This is a genomic window from Bradyrhizobium sp. USDA 336 (genome assembly GCF_044908355.1).
GTDB classification, from domain to species: Bacteria; Pseudomonadota; Alphaproteobacteria; order Rhizobiales; family Xanthobacteraceae; genus Bradyrhizobium; species Bradyrhizobium yuanmingense.
Window position 1 is genome coordinate 3,038,390 of record NZ_JBIYDC010000002.1, and the last position, 25,919, is coordinate 3,064,308.

The following is a 25,919-nucleotide window of genomic DNA, read 5'->3' on the forward strand; positions in this document are numbered from 1 at the left end:
TTGGGAGGAGCCGCCAACATGGCCGAACCGCAGCGCGCGCGACCGAAACCGACGCCGGAGACCCAGCACTTCTGGGACGGCACCAAGGCCGGCGAATTGCGCCTGCAGCGCTGCGATGCCTGTGCCCATGTCTACTTTCCCGCCGCGCCCGTTCTGCCCCTCCTGCGCCTCGCGCAAGGTCAGCATCTTCAAAGCGAGCGGCAAGGGCATTCTCTACAGCTACGTGATCAACCATCGTCCGGCCGCGCCGGGCTTCACGCCGCCTTACGCCATCGCGGTGGTCGAGCTCGACGAGGGCCCGCGGATGATGAGCAACATCATCGACTGCCCGCAGACCCCCGAGGCGCTCGAACTCGACATGAAGCTCGAGGTCGCCTTCCAGGAGCTCGACGACAAGATCACCCTCCCCGTCTTCCGCCCGGCGAAGGGGTAAGGCCATGCGCAAGAACCAGGTTGCCGTCGTCGGCGCGGCCGAGACCACAGAGCTCGGTGTCATTCCCAACGCCTCGCAGCTCCAGCTGCATGCGGATGCCGCGCTCAACGCCATCGCCGATGCCGGGCTGAAGCTGTCCGACATCGACGGCTTCGCCACCGCGGTCGAAACGCCGCAGCAGGTCTGCCACTATCTCGGCATCAAGCCGACCTGGGTGGACGGCACCTCGGTCGGCGGCTGCTCCTTCATGCTGCATGTCCGCCACGCCGCGGCGGCGATCGAGGCGGGTCTGTGCAAGACGGTGCTGATCACCCACGCCGAGAGCGGCAAGTCGATGATCGGCAAACTGCCGCGCTCGACGCCGGCCGACAGCCTCAACGGCCAGTTCGAGGCTCCTTTCGGCGTCTATGGCCCGCCCAGCATGTTCCCGATTCCCGTGCTGCGTTTCATGAAGACCTACGGCATCACTCACGAGCAGCTGGCTTCGGTCGCGGTGGTGCAACGTGAGTGGGCGGCGAAGAATCCGCGCGCGATGATGAAGGAGCCGATCACGGTCGCCGACGTCCTCAACTCGCGCATGATCGCCTATCCGTTCCGGCTTCTGCAGTGCTGCCTCGTCACTGACGGCGGCGGCGCGCTGATCCTGACCTCGGCCGACCGCGCCAGGGATTTTCCGCGCAAGCCGGTCTACATCATGGGCACCGGCGAGAGCGTCGAGACGCCGATGGTCAGCCAGATGGAGACGTTCAACTCCTCGCGTGCCTTCAAGACCGCGGGGCCGCTCGCCTTCAAGGAGGCCGGCATCGCACACGGGGATGTCGACCATCTCATGATCTACGATGCGTTCGCGCATCTGCCGCTGTTCGGCCTCGGCGATCTCGGCTTCATGCCCTATGAGGAGACCGGCCAATTCATCGCCGACGGCAACACGCGGCCTGGGGCCAAGCTGCCGCTCAACACCAATGGCGGCGGCCTGTCCTACATGCACTCGGGCATGTACGGCATGTACGCGCTGCAGGAGAGCGTGCGCCAGATGCGCGGCATCGCGCCGGCACAGGTGCCGAACGCGAAGATTTCGGTGTGCCACGGTGTCGGCGGCATGTTCGCCGCGAGTGGCACGATCGTGTTCACGAACGAGAGGTAACCCGCTGCTCGCCTCTCCCTCTCCCCGTTCTTGCGGGGAGAGGGCTGGGGTGAGGGGCCTCTCTCCACGGATGAGATGGCTGCGAGACCTGTACCCCCTCACCCGGATCGCATCTTCGATGCGCTCCGACCTCTCCCCGCAAGCGGGGCGAGGTAAGAAACGCCGGAACGCATAGCGGAGAACCCACATGAGCAAATCACTGCAAGACAAGGTCATCATCGTCACCGGCGCAGGCCGCGGTATCGGGCGCGAGATTGCGCTTCTGTGCGCGGCCGAGGGCGCCAAGGTCGTCGTCAACGATCCCGGCGGAGCCGCCGACGGCGCTGGTGCGAACGCGGCGCCCGCCGAGGAGGTGGTCGAGGAGATCAAGAAGCGCGGCGGCACGGCCGTCGCCAATTTCGAAAGCGTCGCGGAAGCTATTCCCGCCAGCAAGATCGTGAAGACCGCAACCGATCATTTCGGCCGGCTCGACGGCGTCGTCAACAATGCCGGCATCCTGCGCGACATGATCTTCCACAAGATGAGCGTGGAAGCGTTCGAGGCCGTCATCAAGGTGCATCTGATGGGCTCGTTCTACGTCAGCCACGCCGCAGCGCGCATCTTCCGCGAGCAGGAGTCGGGCTCGTTCGTGCACTTCACCTCGACCTCCGGCCTGATCGGCAACTTCGGCCAAGCCAATTACGCGGCGGCCAAGCTCGGCATCGTCGGACTGTCGAAGTCGATCGCGCTCGACATGGGGCGCTTCAACGTCCGCTCCAACTGCGTCTCGCCGTTCGCCTGGACCCGCATGATCGGCACCATCCCGACCGAGACCGACGCCGAGAAGGCGCGCGTCGAGAAGATCAAGCAGATGGGCCCGGAGAAGATCGCGCCGCTCTGCGGCTACCTGCTCGGCGATTCCGCCAAGGACGTTACCGGCCAGATCTTTGGCGTGCGCATGAATGAGATCTTCCTGTTCAGCCAGAACCGTCCGATCCGCTCGGTGCAGCGGAGCGAAGGCTGGACGCCGCAGTCGATCGCCGAACACGGCATGCCGGCGCTGAAGGGCTCGTTCTACAAGCTCGACCGCTCCGCCGACATCTTCACCTGGGACCCGGTGTAAGGTAGCGCGAATCGGGAGTGGCGAATGGCGAATAGGGTTTCTATTCGCTACTCGCCATTTGCAACTCGCCCTACCCCGTATTCCGCAACCCCGCCGAGATGCCGTTGATGGTCAGCTGGATCCCGCGCAGCACCTGCTCGTCGGGGTTCTGCGCGCGGTGCTCTCTCAAGAGCTCGACCTGCACGTGGTTGAGCGGATCGAGATAGGGGAAGCGGTGGCGGACGGAGCGCTCCAGCAGCGGGTTGCCCTGGAGCAATCGGTCCTGGCCCATGATATCGAGCAGCGTTTCGATGCAGGAATGCCATTCGCGGCGAATGCGGCCGAAGATCTTCTCACGCAAGGCTTCGTCCGGCACCAGCTCGGCATAGCGCGAGGCAATCGCGATCGAGCTTTTCGCCAGCACCATGTCCATGTTCGACAGCAGCATGCGGAAGAACGGCCATTCCTGGTAGAGCTCTTTCAGGAACGGCATGCCCTGCTCTGGATGCTCCGCGATCCACTGTTCGACCGCGCTGCCGAAGCCGTACCAGCCCGGTAGCATCAATCGGCATTGCGCCCAGGAGAACACCCAGGGAATCGCGCGGAGGTCCTCAATCGCGCGGGTCTTCTTGCGCGAGGCCGGACGGCTGCCGATGTTGAGCGTGGCGATCTCGTTGATGACGGTGGACGACCAGAAGTAATCGACGAAGCCTTCGGTCTCGTAGACGAGGCCGCGATAGGCCTTGAAGGCGAGGTTCGAGAGTTCGTCCATCGCGGTCAGATATTCGCGGCGCGGCGCGCTCTGGCGTGGATGCAGGAGACTCGCCTCCAGCGTCGCGGCGGCGAGGATCTCCAGATTGTTGCGGCCGACCTCGGCGTTGGAATATTTCGACGAGATGATCTCGCCCTGCTCGGTGATGCGGATCTGGCCGTTCACCGCGCCGCCGGGCTGCGCGATGATGGCGTCATAGCTCGGCCCGCCGCCGCGCCCCACGGAGCCGCCGCGGCCGTGGAACAGGCGTAAGCGCACGTGGTGCCGCTCGAACACTTCGACGAGGCCGATCTCGGCCTTGTAGAGCTCCCAGCCCGAGGTGACGAAGCCGCCGTCCTTGTTGCTGTCGGAGTACCCAAGCATGACCTCCTGCACGCTGCCGCGGCTGTCGACGAGCCGGCGGTAATCGTGCAACGACAGCATGCGGTCCATGATGCTGCTCGAAGCCTGCAAGTCTTCGATGGTCTCGAACAGCGGCACGATGTTGATGGCGCTGCGGCCGGAGGGATGGACGAGGCCGACCTCCTTCAGGAGCACGGCGACCTCGAGCATGTCCGACATGCCCTTGCACATTGAGATGATGCATTGGGGAATGGCGTCCGAGCCGAATTTCGCATGCGCTTCCGCGGCGGCATGGAACACGTTGAGCTCGCCCATGGTCTCGTCGCTGTATTTGACGAAGGGCGAGACCAGCGCGCGCGTCGAGCGTAGCTCGTTGGTCAGCAGCGAGATGCGGGCATCCTCGCCGAGCGCGAGATAGGACATGCCGGGATTGGCGGCGTCGATCAGCTCGGCGATGGTGCGCTCGTGGATGGCCGAGTTCTGACGGATGTCGAGCCGGGCCAGGTGAAAGCCGAAGCAATCCACCGCGCGGCGCAAGAGCCGCAGTCGACCGCGGGCGATGACGCGGGCGTTGTTGGAGATCAGCGAGCGATGCAGCACGTCGAGATCGGCCAGCAACTCCCTCACGCTCTCGTAAGGCGCCGCTTTGCCGACAGGCCGGCGCGTGATCTCGACTTCGAGCTTTTCAGCCGTCGCGGTGAGACGGGCATAGATGCCTGATACCGCGAGGCGATAGGGCTCGCCGCTCCGGTGCGGCGAGGTGTCCGGCGAGCGCTCGGCAAGCGTTCGCAGCTCCTCGGAGACGTCGGCGAGATGGGCTGCGATCGACAGCTCCGCGCCGAGCACGTGCAGCTCGTTCAGATAGAACTGCATCACCCGGCTCGACTGCAGCCGCAGCGTGCCGCGCATGACGTCGGCAGTGACGAACGGGTTGCCGTCGCGGTCGCCGCCGATCCAGCTGCCCATGCGCAGGAACGAGGCGAGCTCGCCGGCCGCCTGCTCGCCGCCCTCCTCCAGCCGATCCTCCAGCGCGTTGATGAGCCGCGGCACCTCGCGCAGGAAGGTGTAGTCGTAGAACGACAGGCCGTTGGCGACCTCATCCAGCACGGTGAGCTTGGTCCGGCGCAACAGGTTAGTCTGCCACAGCGTCAGCACCTCGCGGCGGAGTTGCTCGTCGCTGGCAGCCGCCTCCTCCGCGGTCAGTGCAACCCGCTCGCGGCGATCGAGCAGGGCTGCAATCTCCATCTCGCGGTCCATGGTGCTCTTGCGGCGGACCTCGGTCGGATGCGCGGTCAGCACCGGGCTGACCAGCGCGGTCTTGAAGAAGGTGCGAAGCTGGTCGGGACCAATGCCCGCCGCCTTGGCGTGCGCCAGTGTCTCCGCCAGCACGCCGGAGCCGCCATTCTTGGCCGCCGCGCGCGCGCGCATCTGTCGAATGTTGTTCTGGTCCTCGGCGATGTTGGCGAGGTGCGAGAAATAGCTGAAGGCGCGGACGATCCGCACGGTCTCGGAGGTCGACATGCTGTCGAGGATCTGCTCGAGCTCGCGGCGGGCGAGCCGGTCCTCATCGCGGTGGAATCGGATCGAGGTCTGGCGGATGCGCTCGACCAGGTCGAACACGTCGGCCCCCTCCTGGTCGCGCACGGTGTCGCCGAGGATGCGCCCGAGCAGGCGGATGTCGTCCCGCAGCCGGGCATCGGCCTCCATCGCCTGGACATCCTCAGGGCGGTTGGGGCGCTGCTCAGTGCTGTCGGATGGTACGGTCTGGAGGGACATGGCTCGCTCCCCTGCTCGCGCCCTTGGCGGCCCGGTCCGACGGAGTGTGCGATATTTTTCTACCGCAGTGCAAGATGAAGTTGGGGCGACGCAAACTGCTGGCGGCGCTCGTGTCCCGGACAAGCAGCAACGCCCCTTAGCGTTGCTGCGCAGAGCCGGGCCCCAGGAGCGACAGCCGCGACATGGGCCCCGGCTCTGCAGAGCATCGCTGAAGGAGCGCTGCGCTGCGTCCGGGGCACGAGAATGGCCAGCCTGGTCAAACAAACATGCCTTCGCGGTCTCACGGCGCAGGCGCCCGAAGTTTTGCTGTCCGTTTCGCCCTCATCGAGAAGCAAGGGCGCAGGGAAGGCCGGGCGCCAGCCGGCACCCAAGGTCCGCACGCGACAAGACGCACGCGGGGTGACCACAGGTGATGCCGGAACATCCCGGCCTTCCCTGCGCAATGGTTTTACGGCTTATGGCGCGCTCTCCCCGGGGAGCGATGCACTATTGCCCCCGTTGCCTTGAGGATCACTGATGCGCGCACCCGGTCGGGCCGCTTCACCACCGCAAGCCTTGACGCACAGAACCCGGGCGTCAGGACCACACGCTTTTGCCGTCCGCGAACGTCCCTCCCGGACAGTCGGAAGCTCGCGCGTGCTCGCCCCCAATGCCGAAAAGCAACGCTGTGACCACACCGTGTCGTGCCGCGGATCGCGATGGCTCACGGGTTTGCCCGCCCTGCCATCCCGTCACGCGCCGGCGCTGCCGCGTCCATCGCATCCCGGCCTACGTATCGTGACGATCGCGAAACGTCCCTTTGACGAGCCGGGATGTGCTGCGGTTTACCCGAAACAGCGAATTCGGTCAATCAGAATATTTGCACTCCCGCCACTTGACCTGCATTGGCGTGTTTTGCCCGTCGGGCAACGCGAGGCATGGTGTGCGCCGCATCGCCTGGACGCGTCCGGCCGCAGCCAAAGGCGCCCCCCGGCGTCTGGTTTGCCACCGACAGCCAGCGCAACAAACGAATGGAGGTTCGTCGCCGAAGGGTCAAAGAGCTGACGTCTCGCCCATGTCCAAATCCAGCGCTTGCTGCGGCCAGAAAGCAAGATGACAACTTGCGGCGATGGTGGCAGAATGATGACAGACGTGGTTTGAAGACTTGGCGATCAAGAACAACGAAGAAAATAGTTCGCCGCGGTCACGTTGTCCAAGGGAGGAGATAGCTCATGAAACGCATGTTTCTGGGGTTGGTCGCCGTTGCCCTGATCGCTTCGGCGTTTGTCGTATCCACCACAACAGTCATGGCGCAGACGAAGGTGTTGAAGATGCAGGCCACATGGCCGGCGTCGCTCACGCTCTATGACAACTTCACCTATTTCGTCGACCGAGTGAACAAGCTGTCAGCCGGCGCGCTGAAGATCGAGGCGATGCCCGCCGGCCAGGTCGTGCCGGCGTTCGAGGTGCTGGACGCAACCAACAAGAAGGTGCTCGACGGAGCGCATGCGTGGGCCGGCTACTGGACCGGCAAGAACAAGACCGCGATCCTGTTCACCGGCGGTCCCGGCGGCACCTTCGGCATGGACTTCATGGACGTGATGGGTTGGCTCTATCACGGCGGCGGCCTCGAGCTTTACAACGAGTTTTATCAGAAGGAGCTCAAGCTCAACCTCGTCGTGTTTCCAATCCTGCCTGCAGGGCCGCAGGCGTTCGGCTGGTTCAAGAAGCCGATCCAGACGGTCGAGGACATGAAGGGCATGAAATGCCGCCAGACCGGCATGGCCGGCGAAGTGTGGCAGGCGCTCGGCTTCACGGTGGTCAACATGCCGGGCGGAGAAATCATTCCCTCCGCGCAACGCGGCGTGATCGATTGCGCCGAATGGGTCGGTGGCATCGAGGACATGCAGCTCGGCTTCCACAATGTCTGGAAGTATCACTATTCACCCGGCTTGCATGAGAACGTGACGGTCGGCGAGCTCGTGATCAACGGCGATGTGTGGAAGGAGCTCAGCCCGCAACATCAGGAGATCATCAAGTCGGCGGCCAACGAGACATTCCTCGTCTGGTGGACCAAGTGGCAGCGCCAGAACGCCGATGCGCTGATTGAGATGCAGCAGAAGCACGGCGTACAGATCCTCCGCACGCCGACGGAGATCCTGCTGGCCTTCATCAAGAAGTGGGACGAGATCGCGGCGGCCGAGGGCGCCAAGAACCCGTTCTTCAAGAAGGTGCACGACTCGCAGAAGGCGTATGCCAGCGCTGTGGTGCCGTACAAGAGGTCTTACTTCCCGCCATACTCCTTCATGGCGAACTACTACTTCCCAACCGAGAAATAGGACTTCCTCCGAGGGCGGCCGATTTGACCGCCCTCAATTCGCACGCAGGCGGCCTGCTTGCGCCGCACGAGTGATCGGCGACAGGAGCGAGGCATGGCTGAGATAACAGGCGGGCAGCCACCGGCGCTTCTGGCTATCATCAGGATGATCGACGGCTTCACCGACCGGACCGGCACGATCATCTCGTGGCTCTCGGTGCCGCTGGTTTTCGCCGTCGCCTACGAGGTTGGAGCGCGTTACCTGTTCAACGCGCCGACCATATGGGCCTACGACGCAACCTACATGCTGTACGGCTCGCTCTTCATGCTTGGCGCCGCTTACGCGCTGCACAAGGGTGCTCATATCCGTACCGACTTCTTCTGGGAGAAGTTCTCGATCCGTAGGAAGGGCTGGATCGATACGATCTCCTACGTCGTCTTCTTCTTCCCGAGCCTGATCATGCTGTTCCTGATCAGCTGGAACGAATTTCACTACGCCTGGCTGATCAACGAGACTTCGGACCAGACTCCCTGGCGGCCCGTGCTGTGGCCGTTCAAATTCGTCGTGCCGCTCGCCTGCCTCCTGCTGCTGGTCCAGGGCGTGTCCGAGTTGATCAAGAGCATCTACATGGCGCGCACCGGCGTCGAGCTGGAGCATAAGGAGAAAGTCGAGATATGACCGCAGAAGCGCTCATCGGCCTCATCATGCTGCTGGTGCTGCTGGGCGCGATCTTCATCGGTGTGCCGATCTCGTTCACGTTGCTGTTTCTCGCCTTCTCGTTCGGCTACTGGGGCATGGGCGGGACGGTCTTCGAGCTTGGTTACTTCCAGACCATCGGCATGATGAAGGAAGAACTTCTCGCCGCCGTACCGCTGTTCATCTTCATGGGCTTCATCACCGAGCAGGCGGGACTGATGGAGCGCCTTTTTACGGCGTTCCGCATGCTGCTTGCGCCGGTGCGCGGCGCACTCTTCCTCGTCGTCATCCTGACCTCGACCGTGTTCGCGATGGCGACAGGCATCGTCGGCGCAGCCGTTACCGTTCTTGGCATCATGGCATCGCCGATCATGACGAAGGCGGGCTATGATGCCAAGCTTTCAGCGGGCACCATCACGGCGGGCGGCACGCTCGGTATTCTCATTCCCCCATCGGTCATGCTGATCGTGATGGGGCCGGTGCTCGGGGTTTCGGTCGCCGATCTCTACGCTGCAGCCTTCGGACCGGGCTTTCTGCTGGCCGGCATCTACATCATCTATCTGATGGGCCGCTCCTTCATCAATCCCAAGCTCGGGCCGCCGGTGCCAAAGGATGAGCGGATCTACTCCGCTGGATACATTGCACGCGAGGTGGCCGTCGGCACGCTGCCGCTGCTCGGGCTCATCACGGCGACGCTCGGCTCGATCATCGGGGGGCTTGCGACGCCGACGGAGGCCGCCGGCATCGGCAGCGTCGGCGCGCTGATCCTGGCCATCGCATATCGCAGGTTCTCGCTCAGCGGACTGCAACGCGCGCTGATCTCGACGATGGCGACGTCGAGCATGGTCCTCCTGCTGGCGGTCACGTCGAACATTTTCGGTGCGGTGTTCGCCCGCCTTGGCTCGGCGAACTGGATCACCGAGACGATGCTCGGCCTGCAGTTGCCGCCGAGCCTCATGCTGATTGTCGTGCTCCTTCTCATTTTCCTGCTGGGGTGGCCGTTTGAGTGGCCGGCCATCATCCTGGTGTTTCTACCGATCTTCTATCCTGTCGTGAAAGGCATGGGCATCGACCTCATATGGTTCGGAGCGTTGGTTGCGGTGGTGCTGCAGACCGCCTTCCTGTCACCGCCCGTCGCCATGTCAGCGTACTATCTCAAGCAGGTGGTCAAGGGCTGGAGTCTCGGAACGATCTACGCTGGCATGTTCCAGTTCATGGTGCTGCAGGTGATCTGCGTTGGCCTGATGATTGCCTTCCCCGGCATTGCGACCTGGTTCCCGCACACGCTGCATGAAGCATCTCGCAGCCAGGTGATCCCGGAGGAGTACAGAAAAATCCTGGAACAGCAGAAACAAGCACCGTCCCTGGAAGACGAGGACTGGTTGACACCAAAAAAGAAGTAGCCCGCGCGATTGAATCCGCGACGGCGCCGCACGGCTCCGCTCTGCCGCCGAACGCCGACGTTCAGGCAACGTCCTAAGCCGGCACGATCACCTTGCCGATTGGCCAGAGCGCGATGCCGGCGAGCTTCAGATGGGCCCAGGCGAACGGGATGCCGATGATGGTGACGGCGAGAACGAGCGCGGTCAGGAGGTGACCGAGTGCGAGCCACCAGCCGGCGAGCACGAACCAGATGATGTTGCCGATCACCCCGAGCGGGCCGGTGCCGATATCCTCGACGCCGGTGACATCGTAGCGGTTCACCGCCCGGGAGCCGAACGGCAGCAGCGTGTAGACGGCGATGTTGAACGCCGCCCGCGCCCAGGGCAGGCCGATGATGGTAATCGCCATGACGATCGCGGCGATCAACCAGCCGAACGCCATCCAGGCGCCGCCGATGAGGATCCAGAGGATGTTGAGAAGGATGGAAACGGGGGCCATGGGACGATCCGGAGGTGGTGATCCCATTCATATAGGCTCGGAATTTGTCCGCGCCAGGACGCTTCAGGGCACGCAAGGTGAAGCCCGGAGCGCCGCATAACCCGGGATGATCTCTCCGCAGTCTCGTAGGGTGGGCAAAGGCGCCCTTGCGCCGTGCCCACGATCTGCCTTCGGAAGCGAACTTGGTGGGCACGCCTCCGCCTTCGCTCTTCGAGCGACGGCGGACGCTTTGCCCACCCTACGGCTACGAAGCAGGGCTAGATCTTCCGGCCCGCCTGCTCCCAATAGGGATCGCGCAGGCGGCGTTTGAAGATTTTTCCGGAATCTTCGCGCGGCAGGCCAGTGCGGATCTCGATGTGCTTGGGTACCTTGTAGTCGGCCAGATGCGTCTTCAGGCTCGCGCGAACGTCGGTGGCCTCGAGCGTGACGCCGGGTTGCGGCTCGACCACGGCCATCAGCGCCTCGCCGAACTCGGCGTCGGGGATGCCGAACACGGCGCAATCATGCACGCCGGGCACCGCATGCAGCACGGATTCGATCTCGGCCGGGTAGATGTTGACGCCCCCTGATATCACCATGTCACGCTTGCGGTCGCAGATGAAGACGTAGCCGTCTTCATCGATATAGCCGACGTCGCCGGAGGTGATGAAGCCGTCGCGGTCGATCTCGGCGCGCTTCTCCGGCTTGTTGTGATAGGTGAAATCGGCCATCTCGGCCATGCGCGAATAGATCTCGCCGATCTCGCCGACGCCGAGTACGCGTCCGTCGTCGCCGATGAAGCGCAGCTCGGCGCCCGGCGAAATCTTGCCGACGGTGCCGGGCTTCTTCAGCGCATCCTCGGAGGTCGCGAAGGTCACGGCGCTGGATTCGGTCGAGCCGTAGAACTCGTAGATCACCGGCCCCCACCATTCGATCATGGCACGCTTGACGTCGGCCGGACACGGCGCGGCGGCATGGATGACGTGGCGCAGCGAGGAGACGTCGTACGTCCTGCGCACTTCCTCGGGCAGCTTCATCAGGCGGATGAACATGGTCGGCACCATGAAGATGGTATCGATCTTGTAGCGCTCGATCGCCTGCAGAAATTCCTCCGCCTCGAAGCGCGGCATCAGCACCAGCACCCCGCCGAGCTTGCCGGCGCGGATGCCGAACGAGTTCGGCGCGGAATGATAGAGCGGCCCCGGCAGCAATGCGCGGGCGCCGGGCTTGAGTCCATAGATCATCGCACGCATGCGCTCACCGGCAGCCTGCTGCTCCGGCGTCGGCGCGTTGCGGCGGACGCCCTTGGGATGGCCTGTCGTGCCCGACGTGTAGATCATGTTCATGGGCTGCGGCACGATCGGGCCGTCATAGGGCGGGTGTTGCGCGAACCAGGCTTCGAAATCGATCGCGAAGTCCGGCGTCTTCAGATGACCCGGATCGATCTTGTAGTTGGAGCGGATTTCCGGCGGCGTCGGCACGCTGAGCACGGTGACGCCATGCGGGATCGCATCGCGCAAGCCATGCAGCATGTCGGCATGGGCGATCAGGACCGCGGTGCCGGAATCCTTCAGGATGTAATTGATCTCCTCCGGCTTGAAGTGCCAGTTGATCGGCACGCCATAGGCGCCCAGCCGCATCGCGGCATAGGCGGCTTCGAGGAAGGCGATGTCGTTGCGCATCAGCATGCAGACGCTATCGCCCTGGCGGACGCCGATCTTGGCGAGGCCGGCCGCGATGCGGTCGGCGCGCTCAGTGACCTCGACGTGAGAGCGGCGGCGCTCGCCGGAGACGATGCCGAGGAAGGGGGAGGTTTGGCTCATTGTTGTTTTTCTTTGTTGTTGTTTGTGCCGTCATTCCGGGTCGATGCGCAGCATCGAACCCGGAATCCATTTCACAGCGAACGATGCGGCTCGATGGATGCCGGGCCTGCGCCTACGGCGGATCCCGGAATGACCCAAAGCTAATCCGCAAAATTCGGCGCGCGCTTCTCCAGGTTGGCGCGCACCGCCTCGGTCTGGTTGGGGCTGCCGATCAGCTTCTGCTGCTCGACGGATTCGGCGAGCAGCGCCGGGCCCGGATCGACCGAGAGATTGTTCAGCATCCGCTTGGCCGCGCGGATCGCATCGGGGCTTTTCCCTGCGATCTCGCGCGCGACCTCAAGCGCCGCAGCGCGCGGATCGTCGCAGATGCGCGTGGCGAGGCCGTAAGCCAGCGCCTCCTGCGCCGAGAAGATCCGCCCGGTGTAGGTGAGATCGCGCAGGATGTCGTCGCGCACCAGCGAGGCCAGGATCGGCGTGCCAGCCATGTCGGGCACGAGGCCCCATTTGATCTCCATGATCGACATGCGCGCATCCGAGCTGAGAAAGCGCATGTCGGCACCGAGCGAGAGCTGGAAGCCGCCACCGAAGGCGACGCCGTGCACGGCCGCGATCACAGGCATCGGTAGCTGGCGCCAGCCCCACACCGCCTGTTGCGCGAAGTTGGCCTTGCCATAGGTGCGCACCGTGAGATCGCGATTTTCGCCACCCGGAATTCCGTTGCCGCCCTTCTCCTTCATAGCGGCAAAACGCCCCATGTCCAGCCCGGCGCAGAAGGCGCGGCCTTCGCCCGACAGCACGACGGCGCGCACGCTCTTCTCCTTCGACAGCCGGTCGGTTGCGGCGACGAGGGCCTCGAACATGGGCTGATCCAGCGCGTTCATCTTGTCGGCGCGCACCAGGCGCACATCGGCGACGCCTTCCGAGATCGAGATCGAGACGCGGTCGTCCATGGACGAATTCTCCCCTAGTTCTTGCCTGTTCTTGTTCAGTGCCGCTTTACAGGACGCCGGCGGCCGGATTTAGTCAATCGACCAATTAACTGACAATCGCGACAGAGGAAACAGCCATGTTCAAGGAAAATCTTCTGGCCAGCCGGCGCATCCTCGTGACCGGCGGCGGCACCGGTCTCGGCAAGTCGATGGCGGCGCGGTTTCTCCAGCTCGGCGCCGAGGTGCACATTTGCGGTCGGCGCAAGATCGTGTGCGACGAGACCGCAACCGAGCTGATGGATCTCTACGGCGGCCGCGTCACCAGCCACGGCGTCGACATCCGCAACGCGCTCGCGGTCGAGGAGATGATCGAGACCATCTTCCGCGATGGCCCCCTCACCGATCTCATCAACAATGCGGCCGGCAATTTCATCTCGCGAACCGAGGAGCTCTCGCCGCGCGGCTTCGATGCGGTCGCCAACATCGTCATGCACGGCACGTTCTACGTGACCCATGCGGTCGGCAAGCGCTGGATCGCGTTGAAGCAGCCCGGCAACGTCGTCTCGATCACCACGACCTGGGTGCGCAACGGCTCGCCTTACGTGGTGCCCTCGGCGATGAGCAAGTCGGCGATCCACGCCATGACGATGTCGCTTGCCACCGAATGGGGACGACACGGCATCCGCCTCAACACCATCGCCCCGGGCGAGATCCCGACCGAGGGCATGAGCAAGCGCATCAAGCCCGGTGACGAAGCCGGCGCGCGCACCAAGGCGATGAACCCGATGGGCCGGGTCGGCACCATGGAGGAACTGCAGAACGTGGCCGTGTTCCTGATCTCCGGCGGCTGCGACTGGATCAACGGCGAGACCATCGCCATGGACGGCGCCCAGGCGCTCGCCATGGGCGGCAACTTCTACCAGCTCCGCGACTGGAGCGACGACGACTGGAAGACCGCGCGCGAGAGCATCATGGCGCAGAACGAGAAGGACCGCGCGAAGCGGGGGTGACGCTTTTCCGTGCCCCGGACGAAGCGCAGCGCTTCCCCGGCGATGCGAAGCATCGTCCGGTGCGACGTGGTGCGCTGCTGAGCCGGGGCCCAACTCTCTCAACGCACATTGCAGCATGCTGGGTCCCGGCTCTGCAGCGCATCACTTCGTGCTGCGCAGCGTCCGGGACATGAAACCGCAGCCGATCTTGTCCCATCTTGTCTTCACCCGCGGATGACGCCACACTCCCCGGCATAAAAACAAACGCCTGCGGGAGAAACATGTCCACACAGCCATTGGCGAACCTCGCCGACATGGTGCGCGAGCGTGCGAAGAGCCGCGGCAGCGCTATTGCCTATGAATTCGAGGGCCGCACCACCAGCTTCGCCGAGTTCGACGCCAAGACCAACAAGGTCGCGAACGCGCTCCTCGCAATGGGCGTGAAGAAGGGCGACCGCATCGCCTATCTCGGCAAGAACAGCGACATCTATTTCGAGCTCCTGATGGGCGCGATGAAGGGTGGCGTCGTGATGGCGCCGGTGAACTGGCGGCTAGCAGGGCCCGAGGTCGCCTTCATCGTTTCAGATTGCAACGCGCCGGTGCTTTTCGTGGGACCGGAGTTCATCACGCTCGTCCGCCAGATCAGGGATCAGATACCAAGCGTCCGCACCATCATCACCACCGAGGGCGGCGCGCCGGAATGGCCGGATTTTACGGCATGGCGCGATGCGCAGAGCGGCGATGATCCGAAGGTGCCGATCGACACCCGCGACATCGCGATCCAGCTCTACACGTCGGGCACGACGGGCAAGCCGAAGGGCGCGATGTTGTCGCATGCCAACTTCCTCAACCTGGTGCAATCAGGCAACGCCGAGGACAAGCCGGAGTGGAACCGGTGGTCGACCGACGACGTGTCGTTGGTGGCCATGCCGGTGTTCCATATCGGTGGCTCCGGCTGGGGTGTGATGGGACTCTATCACGGCGCCCGCGGGGTGATCGCACGCGAGTTCGACCCGACCAAGGTTTTGGACTTCTTCGAGCAGTCGGGCATCACAAAACTGTTCATGGTGCCGGCGGCGATGCAATTCGTGGTGCGGCAGCCGCGCGCCAGGACGGTCGACTTCTCGCGGCTAAAATACATGCTGTACGGCGCCTCGCCGATCCCCGCAGCGCTGCTGAAGGAATGCATCGACGTCTTCAAATGCGGCTTCGTGCAATTGTACGGCATGACCGAGACCACCGGCACCATCGTCGCGCTGCCGCCGGAGGATCACGTCGAGGGGCTGGAGCGGATGCGCTCGGCCGGCAAGGCGCTGCCGGGCGTGGAGATCGCGATTCTGGACGTGGACGGCAAGCCGCTGCCGCCGCGGCAGGTCGGCGAAATCGCAACGCGCTCGGGCTCCAACATGGCGGGCTACTGGAACCTGCCGGAGGCGACCGCATCCACGCTGCGCAGCGACGGCTGGCTGCGCACCGGCGATGCCGGCTACATGGACGAGGACGGCTATCTCTACATCCACGACCGCATCAAGGACATGATCATCTCCGGCGGCGAGAACATCTACCCCGCCGAGGTCGAGAGCGCGCTGTGCGATCATCCTGACGTCGCCGAAGCCGCCGTGATCGGCGTGCCCGACGAGAAATGGGGCGAAGCAGTGAAGGCGATGGTGGTGATGAAGCCGGGCAAGCAGGCGACCGCGACCGACATCATCAACTTCACCCGGACCCGCATCGCCGGCTACAAGACGCCGAAGAGCGTGGAGTTTTTGCCGGCGCTGCCGCGGAATCCGAGCGGCAAGATTTTGCGCAGGCAATTGCGCGAGCCGTATTGGGCGGGGAAGGATCGTCGGGTGAATTGATCCGCGGTGCCGTAGGGTGGGCAAAGGCGCAAAGCGCCGTGCCCACCATCTCTCTACGCTTGATGCTTGCGGATAGAGGTGGTGGGCACGCTTCGCTTTGCCCACCCTACCAGAGCATTGCGAGCCTCTAATGCTTCCCCGGCCCCATATAGCCGAATAAGAACCCCGCCACCTTCCGCATCTGGATCTCCTCGCTGCCTTCGGTGATGCGGTAGCGCCGGTGGTGGCGATAGATGTGCTCGAACGGCTTGTGGCGTGAATAGCCCATGCCGCCATGGACCTGCATGGCGCGGTCGGCGGCCTCGCAGCAGAGGCGGTTTGCCCAGTAGTTGCACATCGAGACCCGGTCGGAGAGCGTGCGCTCGATTTGCTCCTCGTTGAGCTGGTCCATTTCCCAGGCGGTCTTGCGGATCAAGAGGCGCAGCATCTCGGCTTGCGTCGCAAGCTCGACCAGCGGGAACTGGATCGCCTGGTTTTCCGCCAGCGCCTTGCCGAACGGCTTGCGCTCACGCGCGTATTTCACACTCTCGTTGATGCAGTAGACCGCGGCGCCGAGCGAGCTTGCCGCCTGGCGAATGCGGTTCTGGTGCACGAAGCATTGCGCCAGCGACAGGCCGCGGCCGACCTCGCCGAACAGCGCATCCTCCGGCACGAAGACGTCGGTGAAGCTGACGCGCGGATGGTCGGTCGGCATGTTGAAGGTCCACATGTACTCCTCGACCTTGACGCCGGGACTCTTGGCCGGCACCAGGAAGCAGGTGATGCCGCGGGCATCGCCATCGTTGCCGCTGGTGCGCGCGAACAGCGCGCAGTGCGTGGCGACATGCATGCCAGTCGTCCACATCTTCTCGCCGTTGATGATCCAGCCCTTCACGTTGTCGCGGGTGGCGGGCACCGCGCGCGTCTCCATGTGGGTCGCGTCCGAGCCGTGATGCGGCTCGGTCAGGCCAAAGGTGATGCGGTACTTGCCTCTGATCGAGCCGTCGATCATCGCCTTCTGGTCGTCGCGGCCGTAGCGGTCGAGCATGGTGACGACGGGGAAGTTGCCGACGATGGAGTGCTCGTTCTGGAGGTCGTTATGCAGACCGAGGCCTTTGGCGGCAAAATGCTCGCGGATCACGGCCATCCAGAGATTGGAGCCTTCCTTGCCGCCATATTGCTTCGGCACCGGAAAGCGCAGATGCCCGGCGGCATCCGCGAGATCCTTGGCCTTGCGCAGCAGCGCCTCCCATTCGTGGCGCGGCAGGCCGCCATTCTCGAAATCGGTGCGCGCCCATTCGCGGCGATGGTCGAAGAAGCGGACGTTGTCGTCGGCCTGTTCCAGCGGCTTAATCTCGCGTTCGATGAAGCGGTCGAGCTCTCCGAGATAGGCAACGAGATCGGCAGGCAATGAGAAATCCACAGGTTCTCTCCCGGATTGATTTTATCGTTTTGCGTTAAGGCGCTGGGCGCATTCTTGCTTGGTGCGATTAAGGTGAGAAGAGCGCGTGCAAGTCAAGCAAGCCGAGATGTGAGGAGCGCAAGGCGCGCCCGCGCAATTCGATGGTGCTCTGGCGCACCCGCACGGTAGTATGGCGCCAATATTCCTTCGAAAGAAATCCGGGAGCGCGCGATGGAGCTGAAATTCTCAAAGGTGGAACGCAAGGGGCCGATCACGATCGTGACGCTGTCGCGGCCCGAGGTCTACAACGCGCTGCACACCGATGCGCACTTCGAGCTTCAGAAGGTGTTTGACGATTTCTCTGGAGATCCCGAGCAGTGGATCGCGATCGTCACGGGCAGCGGCGATAAGGCGTTTTGCGCCGGCAACGATCTGAAGTGGCAGGCAGCGGGGGGAAAACGCGGCTGGGACAAGGGCGGCTTCGCCGGCCTCACCTCGCGCTTCGACTGCGACAAGCCGATCATTGCCGCCGTGAACGGCGTCGCCATGGGCGGCGGCTTCGAGATCGCGCTCGCCTGCGACCTCATCATCGCCGCGGAGAACGCGACCTTCGCCCTGCCCGAGCCGCGCGTCGGCCTTGCCGCGCTCGCCGGCGGCCTGCATCGGCTGCCGCGGCAGATCGGGCTGAAGCGCGCCATGGGCATGATCCTCACCGCGCGCCATGTCAGCGCCAAGGAGGGGCTCGAGCTCGGCTTCGTCAACGAGGTGGTGCCGCAGGGCGAGGCGCTCGCGGCCGCGCTGCGCTGGGCCGAGATGATCGCCAAGAATTCGCCGATGTCGATCCGGGCCTCGAAGCAGGCGATCCAGAAGGGGCTTGGCGCGTCGCTGGAGCAGGCGATCGCGGAGCAGCGGGATTATCCGGCCGTGCAGGCGATGGTCGCCTCGCAGGATTACATCGAGGGCCCGAAGGCGTTTTCCGAGAAGCGCCCGCCGAAATGGGTGGGGAAGTAGGAAACGAGTCTCCCCAACTCGTCATTCCGGGGCGCGCCGACAGGCGCGAGCCCGGAATCCATCGAGCGACAGAACGTGCGGATGAATGGATTCCGGGTTCGTCGCTTCGCGACGCCCCGGAATGACGGAGGAGAGAGGAGCGCCCCCTCTTTCAACACTGTCATTGCGAGCGTAGTGAAGCAATCCAGGTTGCCCAGCAGAGACAGTCTGGATTACTTCGTCGCAAGGGCTCCTCGCAATGACGGGGAAAGAGCTATCCGCCCCGCCCCAGCTCGCGCCTGTAGGACGCGTAGTTCGGCTGATCCACCGCGAGCTTGTCCATCGTGGTCGCCCAGAGATGCTCGGCGAGACCGGGGGTCGCGAGATCGACTTCTCCCCTGGCGATGCGCTCGGCGAGCACGCGGTTCAGCTCCATGACCGAGCCGTCGATGCCGAGCAGCGCGCGCAGGCGCTCCACCTCCTTCGCATCACTCCCCTCCTCCCGCGTCAACTGCCGCGTGACGAGGTCGAGGATGTTGATGGCGACGCGCAGCTTGAAGGCCTGGTGGCCGGAGATCAGCGGCGTGATGTCGCTGCGGAGGAAATCGGCGACTGCCTTGGTCAGCTCGATCGGGGTCGGCTCGTCCTGCATGTGTCAGCTCCCGCGCGGCGCCAAAAGCCGCAACAGATCGATCTCGGTCTCGCTGGCGCGGCGGCCGATCATGGCGCGCTCCATGGAATGGTCGGGCCCCTCGCGAAAGCGCTGCATCATGCCGCCGCACATGATGCCCCAGCGCAGCGTGCCCATCACCTCCCAGAACTTGACGCGGTCCGGATCGACCTTGCGGCCTGCCGCCTCATAGCCGGCGAACAGCTCCTCGCGCGTGCCAAAACCGCCGACGGGCTTGTCGATCTCGCCGAAACGCCAGGAATTGACGCAGACCCAGCCAAGGTCCTCCATGGGATCGCCGAGATGGGCGAGCTCCCAGTCGAGCACGGCGCGAACGCCATCGGCGCCGATGATGAGATTGCCGTTGCGGAAATCGCCGTGCACCAGCGTGGTCTCGGCCGAGGGACCGGGATCGTGATCGCGCAGCCAGCGCAGCGCCAGCTCGAACACGGGCTTGGGCCAGTTCAGGCTGCGATAGTCGCGCTCGAACTCGGCGATCTCCTGGGTCGCGCCCCTGTTGCGCAGCGCAGGCAATTTGTCCTGCGGTAGCCGATGGAGACCTGCGAGAATGCCGCCGATCTGCCGCGCCAGACGCGGCCGCGCCGCCGCATACTCTTCATCGCGAAGAATCTTGCGCGCGATGGTCTCGCCCTCGATCCGCTGCATGATGAAGCCGGTGCCGAGATCGTCCTCCGGCACCAGCACATGCAGGACGCGCGGCGACGGCACGCCGGCCTCATAGGCGAGCTGCATCAGCTGCGCTTCCGCGGCAAGACCGGCCGCGCGGGTCGGCGCGGCGCCATAGCCCTTCGGCGAGCGGCGCAAGATCGCGCCGATCGGCCCGTCGGGATGGGTGATGTCGAAGCGCCAGGTTTCCTGGCTGGCGCCGCCGGAGAGCTTTGCCGCAGAGGTCGCGCCGGTCGCCCCTTTGCACCAGCGCCGGACGCTGCGTGAAAGCGCCGCCTCGATCATTTGCCCTTGAACTGCGCGGGCCGCTTCTCGAGGAACGCTCCGACGCCCTCGCGGAAATCCTCGGTGTCGCCGGCGCGGAGCTGGCACTGGAATTCGAGATTGAGCTGATCCTCGAAGGAATTTTCCGGGCTGTCCCAATAGAGCTTGCGGATCAGCGACAGCGCCACCGTCGGCCCACTGGCGAGATCGCGCGCCAGCTTCATCGCTTCCTCCATCAAGACGCCGTCATCATAGACGCGGTTGACAAGGCCCCATTCCAGTGCCTTCTCGGCCGGCAAGCGCTCACCCATCAACGACAATTCGATCGAGCGCGCGCGGCCGACGAGGCGCGGCAACAGCCAGGTCGAGCCGCAATCCGGCACGAGGCCGATACGGCGGAAGGCCTGCAGGAAATAGGACGAGCGCGCGCATAGGATCATGTCGCCGAGCAGCGCGAAGCTCATGCCGGCGCCGGCGGCCGGGCCATTGACCGCGGTGACGATGGGGCAATGCAGGTTGCGGATGCGGCGCAGGAAGGGATGAAAGCCGGTCTCCAGCGTCAGGCCGGCCTTGGTCTTCTTCGCCTGGTTGTTGCGGCCTTGCAGATTGGCGCCCGTGCAGAACGCCCGCCCCGCACCGGTCAGCACCACGCAGCGCACCGCGTCCTTCTTCTCCTCGATCGCATCGAGCGCCTCGGAAAGACCGCCCAGCATGTCGACGGAGACCGCGTTCATCACCTCCTGATGGTCGAGCTTGAGGATCGCGACCGAGCCATCGAAATCGAGCGTGACGTGTTTGAACTGCATGGTTTCCTCATCGGTTGCGGCCCGCGTCAGTTTCGCAGGCCGGAATTCGTTTTGCCGGGGCGCATATTTGATTTTTGGCGCGGTCTTGTCCATGGTGATCGGAGCATAGCAAGCAATCTTGTGCGCAGCGGCTGATGCGCCGCAGTCTAAAAACAGGAAACGCGCCATGAACCTCTTCGACCTTTCCGGCCGCGTCGCCGTGATCACCGGTGGCAATGGCGGCATCGGGCTCGGCATCGCGCAGGCGCTCGCGGGCCAGGGCTGCAACGTCTCGATCTGGGGCCGCAATGCTGACAAGAACAAGGCCGCCGCCGCGAGCATGGCGGGCCTGTCCGGCAAGGTCGACAGCCGCGTCTGCGACGTCACCGATCCGGCCTCGGTCGATTCAGCGATGAAGGCGACGCTCGACACCTTCGGCCGGGTCGATGGCTGCTTCGCCAATGCGGGCATCGGCGGCGGTGGCCGGCGCGCCTTCATCGAGCGCACCGAGGAGGAATGGCGCACGATGTTCGCGACCAATCTCGACGGCGTGTTCCACGCGTTCCAGGCCGCCGCCAAGCACATGACGGATCGCGCCAATGCCGGCGATCCCTTTGGCCGGCTGGTCGCGACCTCGAGCCTCGCCTCGATCTTCGGCACGGCGCGCAACGAGCATTATGCCGCGACCAAGGCCGCCATCAACGCGCTGGTGCGCGCCCTCGGCGTCGAGCTGGCGCGTCACGGCGTCACCGCGAATGCGATCTTGCCGGGCTGGATCAAGAGCGACATGACCGCAGGGCTCATGGCGAACGACAAGTTCGTAGCCAACGTGATGCCGCGGATTCCGATGCGGCGCTTCGGCGAAGCCTCCGATTTCGGCGGCATCGCGGTGTATCTGATGAGCAAGGCGTCGTCGTATCACACCGCGGATACGTTCGTGATCGACGGCGGCTATACCGCGTTTTGATTCTCGTAGCCCGGATGGAGCGCAGCGAGTCCGGGACGGCCAAAAGCAAGCAAGACCCGGATTTCGCATCGCTCCATCCGGGCTACAACACTGAGGGAACGGGCAAATGTTTTCACACGTCATGATCGGTACCAACGACCTGGACAAGGCCAAGGCGTTCTACGACCAACTGCTCGGCACGCTCGAGGTGCGGCCGGCCAGGGTCGACGGCCACCGCATCTTCTACATCACCAAGACCGGCGTGTTTTCGGTATCGAAGCCTATCAACGGCGAACCGGCGACTTGCGCCAACGGCGGCACGATCGGCTTTGCCGCCAATTCGCCGGAACAGGTCGATGCGTGGCACGCAGCGGGCGTTGCAGCCGGCGCAAAATCGATCGAGGATCCGCCCGGGGTGCGTCAGGGCCCAGGCGGCAAGCTGTATCTGGCTTACCTGCGCGATCTCGACGGCAACAAGATCTGCGCGATGCACCGGATGCCTGCCTGAGGTCGACCGGTCTCTCCCGTCATTGCGAGGAGCTCTTGCGACGAAGCAATCCAGGCTGCCGCGGCGGTTAAGATTCTGGATTGCTTCGCTGCGCTCGCAATGACGGACTCCTGGGGATCGGACGGCGCTTAGAGCCCACTTGCGCGTCGCCCCATTCAAACAACATTTCAAACGCCCTCGCGATATTCCATCAGGTGGCATGGCTCCGCGCGGTAAATGCGCGCTCGCGCTTTGGCGTCGCTGCGACTATTCTCGCCCCCAATGCGATCTCAGTGACCCCCGGGAGGACCAATGACAAAACACACCTACATTCCCCGCACCACCAACTACACGCTCAATCCCGGCGACGAGCTCAACGACTTGCGAATGTCGGACCAAGTCCGGCCGCTTTACGATCACGTCAAGAAGTTCATCCGCGATACCGTCGAGCCGATGTCGGTCGAGTTCGCCAAGGCCGGCGAAGGCAAAGAAGATCGCTGGAGTTTTACGCCGAAGCAGCTCGAGGTGCTGGAGAAGGCCAAGAACAAGGCTAAGCAGGAAGGCCTCTGGAACTTCTTCCTGCCCGATGACGAGACCGGCCAGGGCCTGAAGAATCTCGACTACGCCTATATCGCCGCCGAGCTCGGCAAGAGCCCGCTGGCCTCGGAGACCATGAACTGCTCGGCGCCCGACACCGGCAACATGGAAGTGCTGGAACGGGTCGGCACCAAGGAGCAGAAGGAGAAATGGCTGAAGCCGCTGCTCAACGGCGAGATACGTTCGGCCTATGTCATGACCGAGCCGAACGTCGCCTCCTCCGACGCCAAGAACATCTCGACCACCGCAAAGCTGGTCGGCGACGAATGGGTGATCAATGGCGAGAAGTACTACATCTCGGGTCTCGGCGATCCCCGCTGCAAGATCCTCATCGTGATGGTGAAGACCAACCCGGACGCGCCGCCGAGCAAGCAGCAGTCGCAGATCCTGGTGCCGCGCGACACGCCCGGCGTCGAGGTGCTCGGTCCCATGTACGTGTTCGGCCAGGACCACGCCCCGCGCGGCCACATGCACATGCGCTTCAACAATGTGCGCGTGCCGAAGGAGAACATCCTGCTCGGCGAAGGCCGTGGCTTCGAGATCTCGCAGCTCCGCCTCGGCCCGGGCCGCATCCATCATTGCATGCGCACCATCGGCAAGGCCGAGAAGGCACTCGACCTGATGGTGCAGCGTGGCCTCACCCGCGAAGCCTTCGGCAAGAAGATCGCCCATCTCGGCGGCAACATGCAGATCATCGCGCAGGCGCGCTGCGAGATCGAGGCGATGCGGCTGATGGTATTAAAGGCCGCCAAGGCAATGGACGTGCTCGGCAACAAGGAGGCCCGCGTCTGGGTCTCCATGGTCAAGGCCATGGTGCCCGAGCGCGCCTGCAGGATCATCGATCAAGCCATCCAGATGCACGGCGCCACCGGCATCTCGCACTGGACCCCGCTCGCCGAGATGTACCAGGACGTGCGGCACCTGCGCTTCGCCGACGGTCCGGACGAGGTGCACTGGATGGTGGTGGGCCGCCACGAGCTGAGCATGGCGTAAGGCGCCTTATCTCTTTTCCCTCTCCCCGCTTGCGGGGAGAGGGTGAGGGGGATTCTCCACGAGGACGGTGACAGTCGGACTCGCGGAGAGCCCCCTCACCCGCCGCGCATTCCGCGCATCGGCCTCTTCCCGCAGGCGGGGAGAGGCGAAGAAAGCCGAGGAGCCCCAATGGACTACGCCGCCAGCGAGCTGACGCCACGCGAGCGCTACAAGGTGCTGACGTCCTTCATTCTGCCGCGGCCGATCGCGTGGGTGACCACGCTCGGGCCGACCGGCGTGGTCAACGCCGCCCCGTTCAGCTTCTTCAACGCCTTCTGCGAGGATCCGCCGCTCTGCATGTTCGCGGCGAACCGCAAGCCGAACGGCGAGGACAAGGACACGTTTCTCAACATCCAGCGCACCGGTGAATTCGTGGTCAACCTCACGGACGAGCCGCTGGCGCGGGCGATGCACGAGAGCAGCGGCGATTTTCCGCCTGAGATCAGCGAGCCCGATTATCTCGGGCTGAAGCTTGCGCCCTCGACGAAGATCGCGGTGCCACGGCTAGCTGACACGCCCTGGGCGATGGAGTGCAAGCTCTGGAAGCTGATCGACGTCAACGACGATCGCCGGCTGATCATGGGCGAAGGCCTCCACTTCCACATCCGCGACGAGCTCTGGGACGACAAGGCGATGCGGGTGCACATGGACCGCTATCACCCGATCGGCCGCATGTTCGCCGACCGTTACTGCCGCACCGATGACCGCGTGGTGTTTCCGGCGGCGGAGGGCATGAAGAAATAGGCCGCAGCAACGGTGCGCTCCCTCGCCCATTCTTACGGAGCCGCGACGAGCTTGGCTCGCGCTGAGAGGGTTGGGGTGAGGGGCGTTTCTCCACGCGCGAGACTGTCGAGGGACCTGTACCCCCTCACCCGAATTCGATCTGCGATCGAATTCGACCTCTCCCCGCTTGCGGGGAGAGGTGATGAACCCGTCAGCTACGTCGCGGGCACGAGCTTGTCCTGGGTCTTGGTCTCGAAGTCGCTCGCGTCGTGGCGCTCGTGGAGCTGGCTGGCGGGATCGCCGGAGACGCGGTTAACCATGCGGCCGCGCTTCACGGCGGGGCGCTGCGCAATCTGGTCGGTCCAGCGCTGCACGTTCTTGTAGTCCTGCACCGACAGAAATTCGCCGGCGCCATAGACCAGTCCCTTGGCGAGCGCGCCATACCAGGGCCACACCGCCATGTCGGCGATGGTGTAGTCCTTGCCCGCGAGATACTCGTTGTCGGCGAGACGCCGGTCAAGCACGTCGAGCTGGCGCTTGGTCTCCATTGCGAAACGGTCGATGGCGTATTCGATCTTGGTCGGCGCATAGGCGTAGAAATGGCCGAAGCCGCCGCCGAGATAGGGCGCGCTGCCCATTTGCCAGAACAGCCAGGACATCGCCTCGGTGCGGGCCTTGACATCCTTCGGCAGGAAGGCGCCGAACTTCTCGGCGAGGTAGAACAGGATCGAGCCTGACTCGAACACCCGGATCGGCTCTGGGCCGGAGCGGTCCATCAGCGCCGGGATCTTGGAATTCGGATTGATGTCGACGAAGCCGCTGCCGAACTGATCGCCATTACCGATCTTGATCAGCCAGGCGTCATATTCGGCGCCCTTGTGGCCGAGCGCCAGGAGCTCCTCCAGCATCACGGTGACCTTGACCCCGTTCGGCGTCGCCAGCGAGTAGAGCTGAAGCGGGTGCTTGCCGACCGGCAGCTCCTTGTCGTGGGTGGAGCCGGCAATGGGTCGGTTGATGTTGGCGAATTGCCCGCCGTTCTCCTTGTTCCAGGTCCAGACTTTGGGCGGCACGTAGGCGGGGGCGTCGGTCATACGGGGCTCCGGGAAAAAAGGATGCGTCTGCATTAATTAGCCCGCAAACGGCCGATGACAAGGGCGCCGCAATGCATTGCCGGATGGGACAACTCTGCGTTTTGTCATGGCAGCTCTCCCCTCCGTCATTCCCGGGCGCCTGCAGGGCCTGCGCGGCCAACGGATAGAGCGCAACGTCTATACACAAGATGCACCGCCGGATCCGGCATGTCATCGATCCGCTCGCGTCACTTTGCTTTGCCAGCGAAAGCAACGAGAATGCGAA

The 25,919-nt window shown here is 64.2% G+C and carries 21 protein-coding genes and 1 pseudogene; 13 read left to right on the forward strand and 9 right to left on the reverse strand.

Going from position 1 to position 25,919, the window contains the following annotated elements:
• Positions 1-18: 18 nt before the first annotated feature.
• The 3 genes and pseudogenes from ABIA45_RS15130 to ABIA45_RS15140 all read left to right on the forward strand — a co-directional run bounded on the left by ABIA45_RS15130 (position 19) and on the right by ABIA45_RS15140 (position 2,679).
• Positions 19-433, forward strand: a pseudogene (locus ABIA45_RS15130) (Zn-ribbon domain-containing OB-fold protein).
• Between the two features lie 4 nt (positions 434-437).
• Positions 438-1,577 carry a thiolase C-terminal domain-containing protein gene (locus ABIA45_RS15135; protein ID WP_275496593.1) on the forward strand — a complete coding sequence of 380 codons (1,140 nt, stop codon included), beginning with the start codon at positions 438-440 and terminating at the stop codon, positions 1,575-1,577.
• Between the two features lie 187 nt (positions 1,578-1,764).
• On the forward strand, positions 1,765-2,679 hold the full coding sequence (locus ABIA45_RS15140) for an SDR family NAD(P)-dependent oxidoreductase (RefSeq protein WP_109144458.1): 915 nt from the start codon (positions 1,765-1,767) through the stop codon (positions 2,677-2,679).
• A 70-nt stretch (positions 2,680-2,749) separates the two neighbouring features.
• Here the strand turns inward: ABIA45_RS15140 and ppc are convergent, their stop codons facing one another.
• A complete protein-coding gene (gene ppc, locus ABIA45_RS15145; RefSeq protein ID WP_404652619.1) occupies positions 2,750-5,548 on the reverse strand; it encodes a phosphoenolpyruvate carboxylase in 2,799 nt (932 codons plus the stop codon).
• Between the two features lie 1,211 nt (positions 5,549-6,759).
• Here ppc and ABIA45_RS15150 point away from each other — a divergent pair.
• The 3 genes from ABIA45_RS15150 to ABIA45_RS15160 all read left to right on the forward strand — a co-directional run bounded on the left by ABIA45_RS15150 (position 6,760) and on the right by ABIA45_RS15160 (position 9,944).
• A complete protein-coding gene (locus ABIA45_RS15150; RefSeq protein ID WP_271545320.1) occupies positions 6,760-7,866 on the forward strand; it encodes a TRAP transporter substrate-binding protein in 1,107 nt (368 codons plus the stop codon).
• Between the two features lie 93 nt (positions 7,867-7,959).
• Positions 7,960-8,523, forward strand: a complete 564-nt coding sequence (locus ABIA45_RS15155) for a TRAP transporter small permease subunit (protein WP_271545321.1) — start codon at positions 7,960-7,962, stop codon at positions 8,521-8,523.
• Positions 8,520-9,944: a TRAP transporter large permease subunit gene (locus tag ABIA45_RS15160; RefSeq protein ID WP_145627859.1), complete on the forward strand. Its 1,425-nt coding sequence runs from the start codon at positions 8,520-8,522 to the stop codon at positions 9,942-9,944. The genes ABIA45_RS15155 and ABIA45_RS15160 overlap by 4 nt, the downstream gene beginning before the upstream one ends.
• Positions 9,945-10,017: 73 nt before the next feature.
• Here the strand turns inward: ABIA45_RS15160 and ABIA45_RS15165 are convergent, their stop codons facing one another.
• The 3 genes from ABIA45_RS15165 to ABIA45_RS15175 all read right to left on the reverse strand — a co-directional run bounded on the left by ABIA45_RS15165 (position 10,018) and on the right by ABIA45_RS15175 (position 13,174).
• Positions 10,018-10,422, reverse strand: coding sequence for a YccF domain-containing protein (locus ABIA45_RS15165; RefSeq protein ID WP_036006208.1), 405 nt, complete (start codon positions 10,420-10,422; stop codon positions 10,018-10,020).
• A 257-nt stretch (positions 10,423-10,679) separates the two neighbouring features.
• Positions 10,680-12,224 (reverse strand): acyl-CoA synthetase, encoded by a 1,545-nt coding sequence (locus tag ABIA45_RS15170; protein ID WP_404652622.1) that lies wholly within the window; start codon positions 12,222-12,224, stop codon positions 10,680-10,682.
• 140 nt (positions 12,225-12,364) lie between these two features.
• Positions 12,365-13,174, reverse strand: coding sequence for a crotonase/enoyl-CoA hydratase family protein (locus tag ABIA45_RS15175; protein ID WP_404652623.1), 810 nt, complete (start codon positions 13,172-13,174; stop codon positions 12,365-12,367).
• A 116-nt stretch (positions 13,175-13,290) separates the two neighbouring features.
• Here ABIA45_RS15175 and ABIA45_RS15180 point away from each other — a divergent pair, with 116 nt between their 5' ends.
• Both ABIA45_RS15180 and ABIA45_RS15185 read left to right on the forward strand, forming a co-directional pair.
• Positions 13,291-14,163, forward strand: a complete 873-nt coding sequence (locus tag ABIA45_RS15180) for an SDR family oxidoreductase (protein ID WP_157281243.1) — start codon at positions 13,291-13,293, stop codon at positions 14,161-14,163.
• 260 nt (positions 14,164-14,423) lie between these two features.
• Positions 14,424-16,001, forward strand: a complete 1,578-nt coding sequence (locus ABIA45_RS15185; RefSeq protein ID WP_404542533.1) for a fatty acid--CoA ligase — start codon at positions 14,424-14,426, stop codon at positions 15,999-16,001.
• 127 nt (positions 16,002-16,128) lie between these two features.
• On the opposite strand, the gene ABIA45_RS15190 is transcribed toward ABIA45_RS15185, so the two are convergent.
• On the reverse strand, positions 16,129-17,403 hold the full coding sequence (locus ABIA45_RS15190; protein ID WP_404652626.1) for an acyl-CoA dehydrogenase family protein: 1,275 nt from the start codon (positions 17,401-17,403) through the stop codon (positions 16,129-16,131).
• Between the two features lie 210 nt (positions 17,404-17,613).
• Between ABIA45_RS15190 and ABIA45_RS15195 the strand changes: the two genes are divergently transcribed.
• Positions 17,614-18,393, forward strand: a complete 780-nt coding sequence (locus tag ABIA45_RS15195) for an enoyl-CoA hydratase-related protein (protein ID WP_271545327.1) — start codon at positions 17,614-17,616, stop codon at positions 18,391-18,393.
• Between the two features lie 253 nt (positions 18,394-18,646).
• On the opposite strand, the gene ABIA45_RS15200 is transcribed toward ABIA45_RS15195, so the two are convergent.
• From ABIA45_RS15200 to ABIA45_RS15210, 3 genes are read right to left on the reverse strand one after another with little or no spacing between them, the layout of a single operon-like run.
• Positions 18,647-19,024 (reverse strand): DUF6285 domain-containing protein, encoded by a 378-nt coding sequence (locus tag ABIA45_RS15200; RefSeq protein WP_275509010.1) that lies wholly within the window; start codon positions 19,022-19,024, stop codon positions 18,647-18,649.
• Positions 19,025-19,027: 3 nt separating this feature from the next.
• Complete coding sequence (locus tag ABIA45_RS15205) at positions 19,028-20,014, reverse strand: phosphotransferase family protein (RefSeq protein ID WP_157281231.1); 987 nt, start codon at positions 20,012-20,014, stop codon at positions 19,028-19,030.
• Positions 20,011-20,799 (reverse strand): enoyl-CoA hydratase/isomerase, encoded by a 789-nt coding sequence (locus ABIA45_RS15210; protein ID WP_157281228.1) that lies wholly within the window; start codon positions 20,797-20,799, stop codon positions 20,011-20,013. The genes ABIA45_RS15205 and ABIA45_RS15210 overlap by 4 nt, the downstream gene beginning before the upstream one ends.
• Before the next feature lie 166 nt (positions 20,800-20,965).
• Between ABIA45_RS15210 and ABIA45_RS15215 the strand changes: the two genes are divergently transcribed.
• The 4 genes from ABIA45_RS15215 (at position 20,966) to ABIA45_RS15230 (ending at position 24,584) form a co-directional block, all read left to right on the forward strand.
• The gene (locus tag ABIA45_RS15215) at positions 20,966-21,745 is read left to right on the forward strand and encodes an SDR family NAD(P)-dependent oxidoreductase (protein WP_404542542.1); all 780 of its coding nucleotides are present in this window, start codon (positions 20,966-20,968) and stop codon (positions 21,743-21,745) included.
• 106 nt (positions 21,746-21,851) lie between these two features.
• Positions 21,852-22,232, forward strand: a complete 381-nt coding sequence (locus ABIA45_RS15220; RefSeq protein WP_404542544.1) for a VOC family protein — start codon at positions 21,852-21,854, stop codon at positions 22,230-22,232.
• A gap of 291 nt (positions 22,233-22,523) precedes the next feature.
• The gene (locus tag ABIA45_RS15225; RefSeq protein WP_404652629.1) at positions 22,524-23,801 is read left to right on the forward strand and encodes an acyl-CoA dehydrogenase family protein; all 1,278 of its coding nucleotides are present in this window, start codon (positions 22,524-22,526) and stop codon (positions 23,799-23,801) included.
• A 168-nt stretch (positions 23,802-23,969) separates the two neighbouring features.
• Positions 23,970-24,584 (forward strand): flavin reductase family protein, encoded by a 615-nt coding sequence (locus ABIA45_RS15230; protein WP_275496603.1) that lies wholly within the window; start codon positions 23,970-23,972, stop codon positions 24,582-24,584.
• Positions 24,585-24,778: 194 nt separating this feature from the next.
• On the opposite strand, the gene yghU is transcribed toward ABIA45_RS15230, so the two are convergent.
• Positions 24,779-25,654 (reverse strand): glutathione-dependent disulfide-bond oxidoreductase, encoded by an 876-nt coding sequence (yghU, locus tag ABIA45_RS15235; RefSeq protein ID WP_404652632.1) that lies wholly within the window; start codon positions 25,652-25,654, stop codon positions 24,779-24,781.
• Between the last annotated feature and the right edge of the window lie 265 nt (positions 25,655-25,919).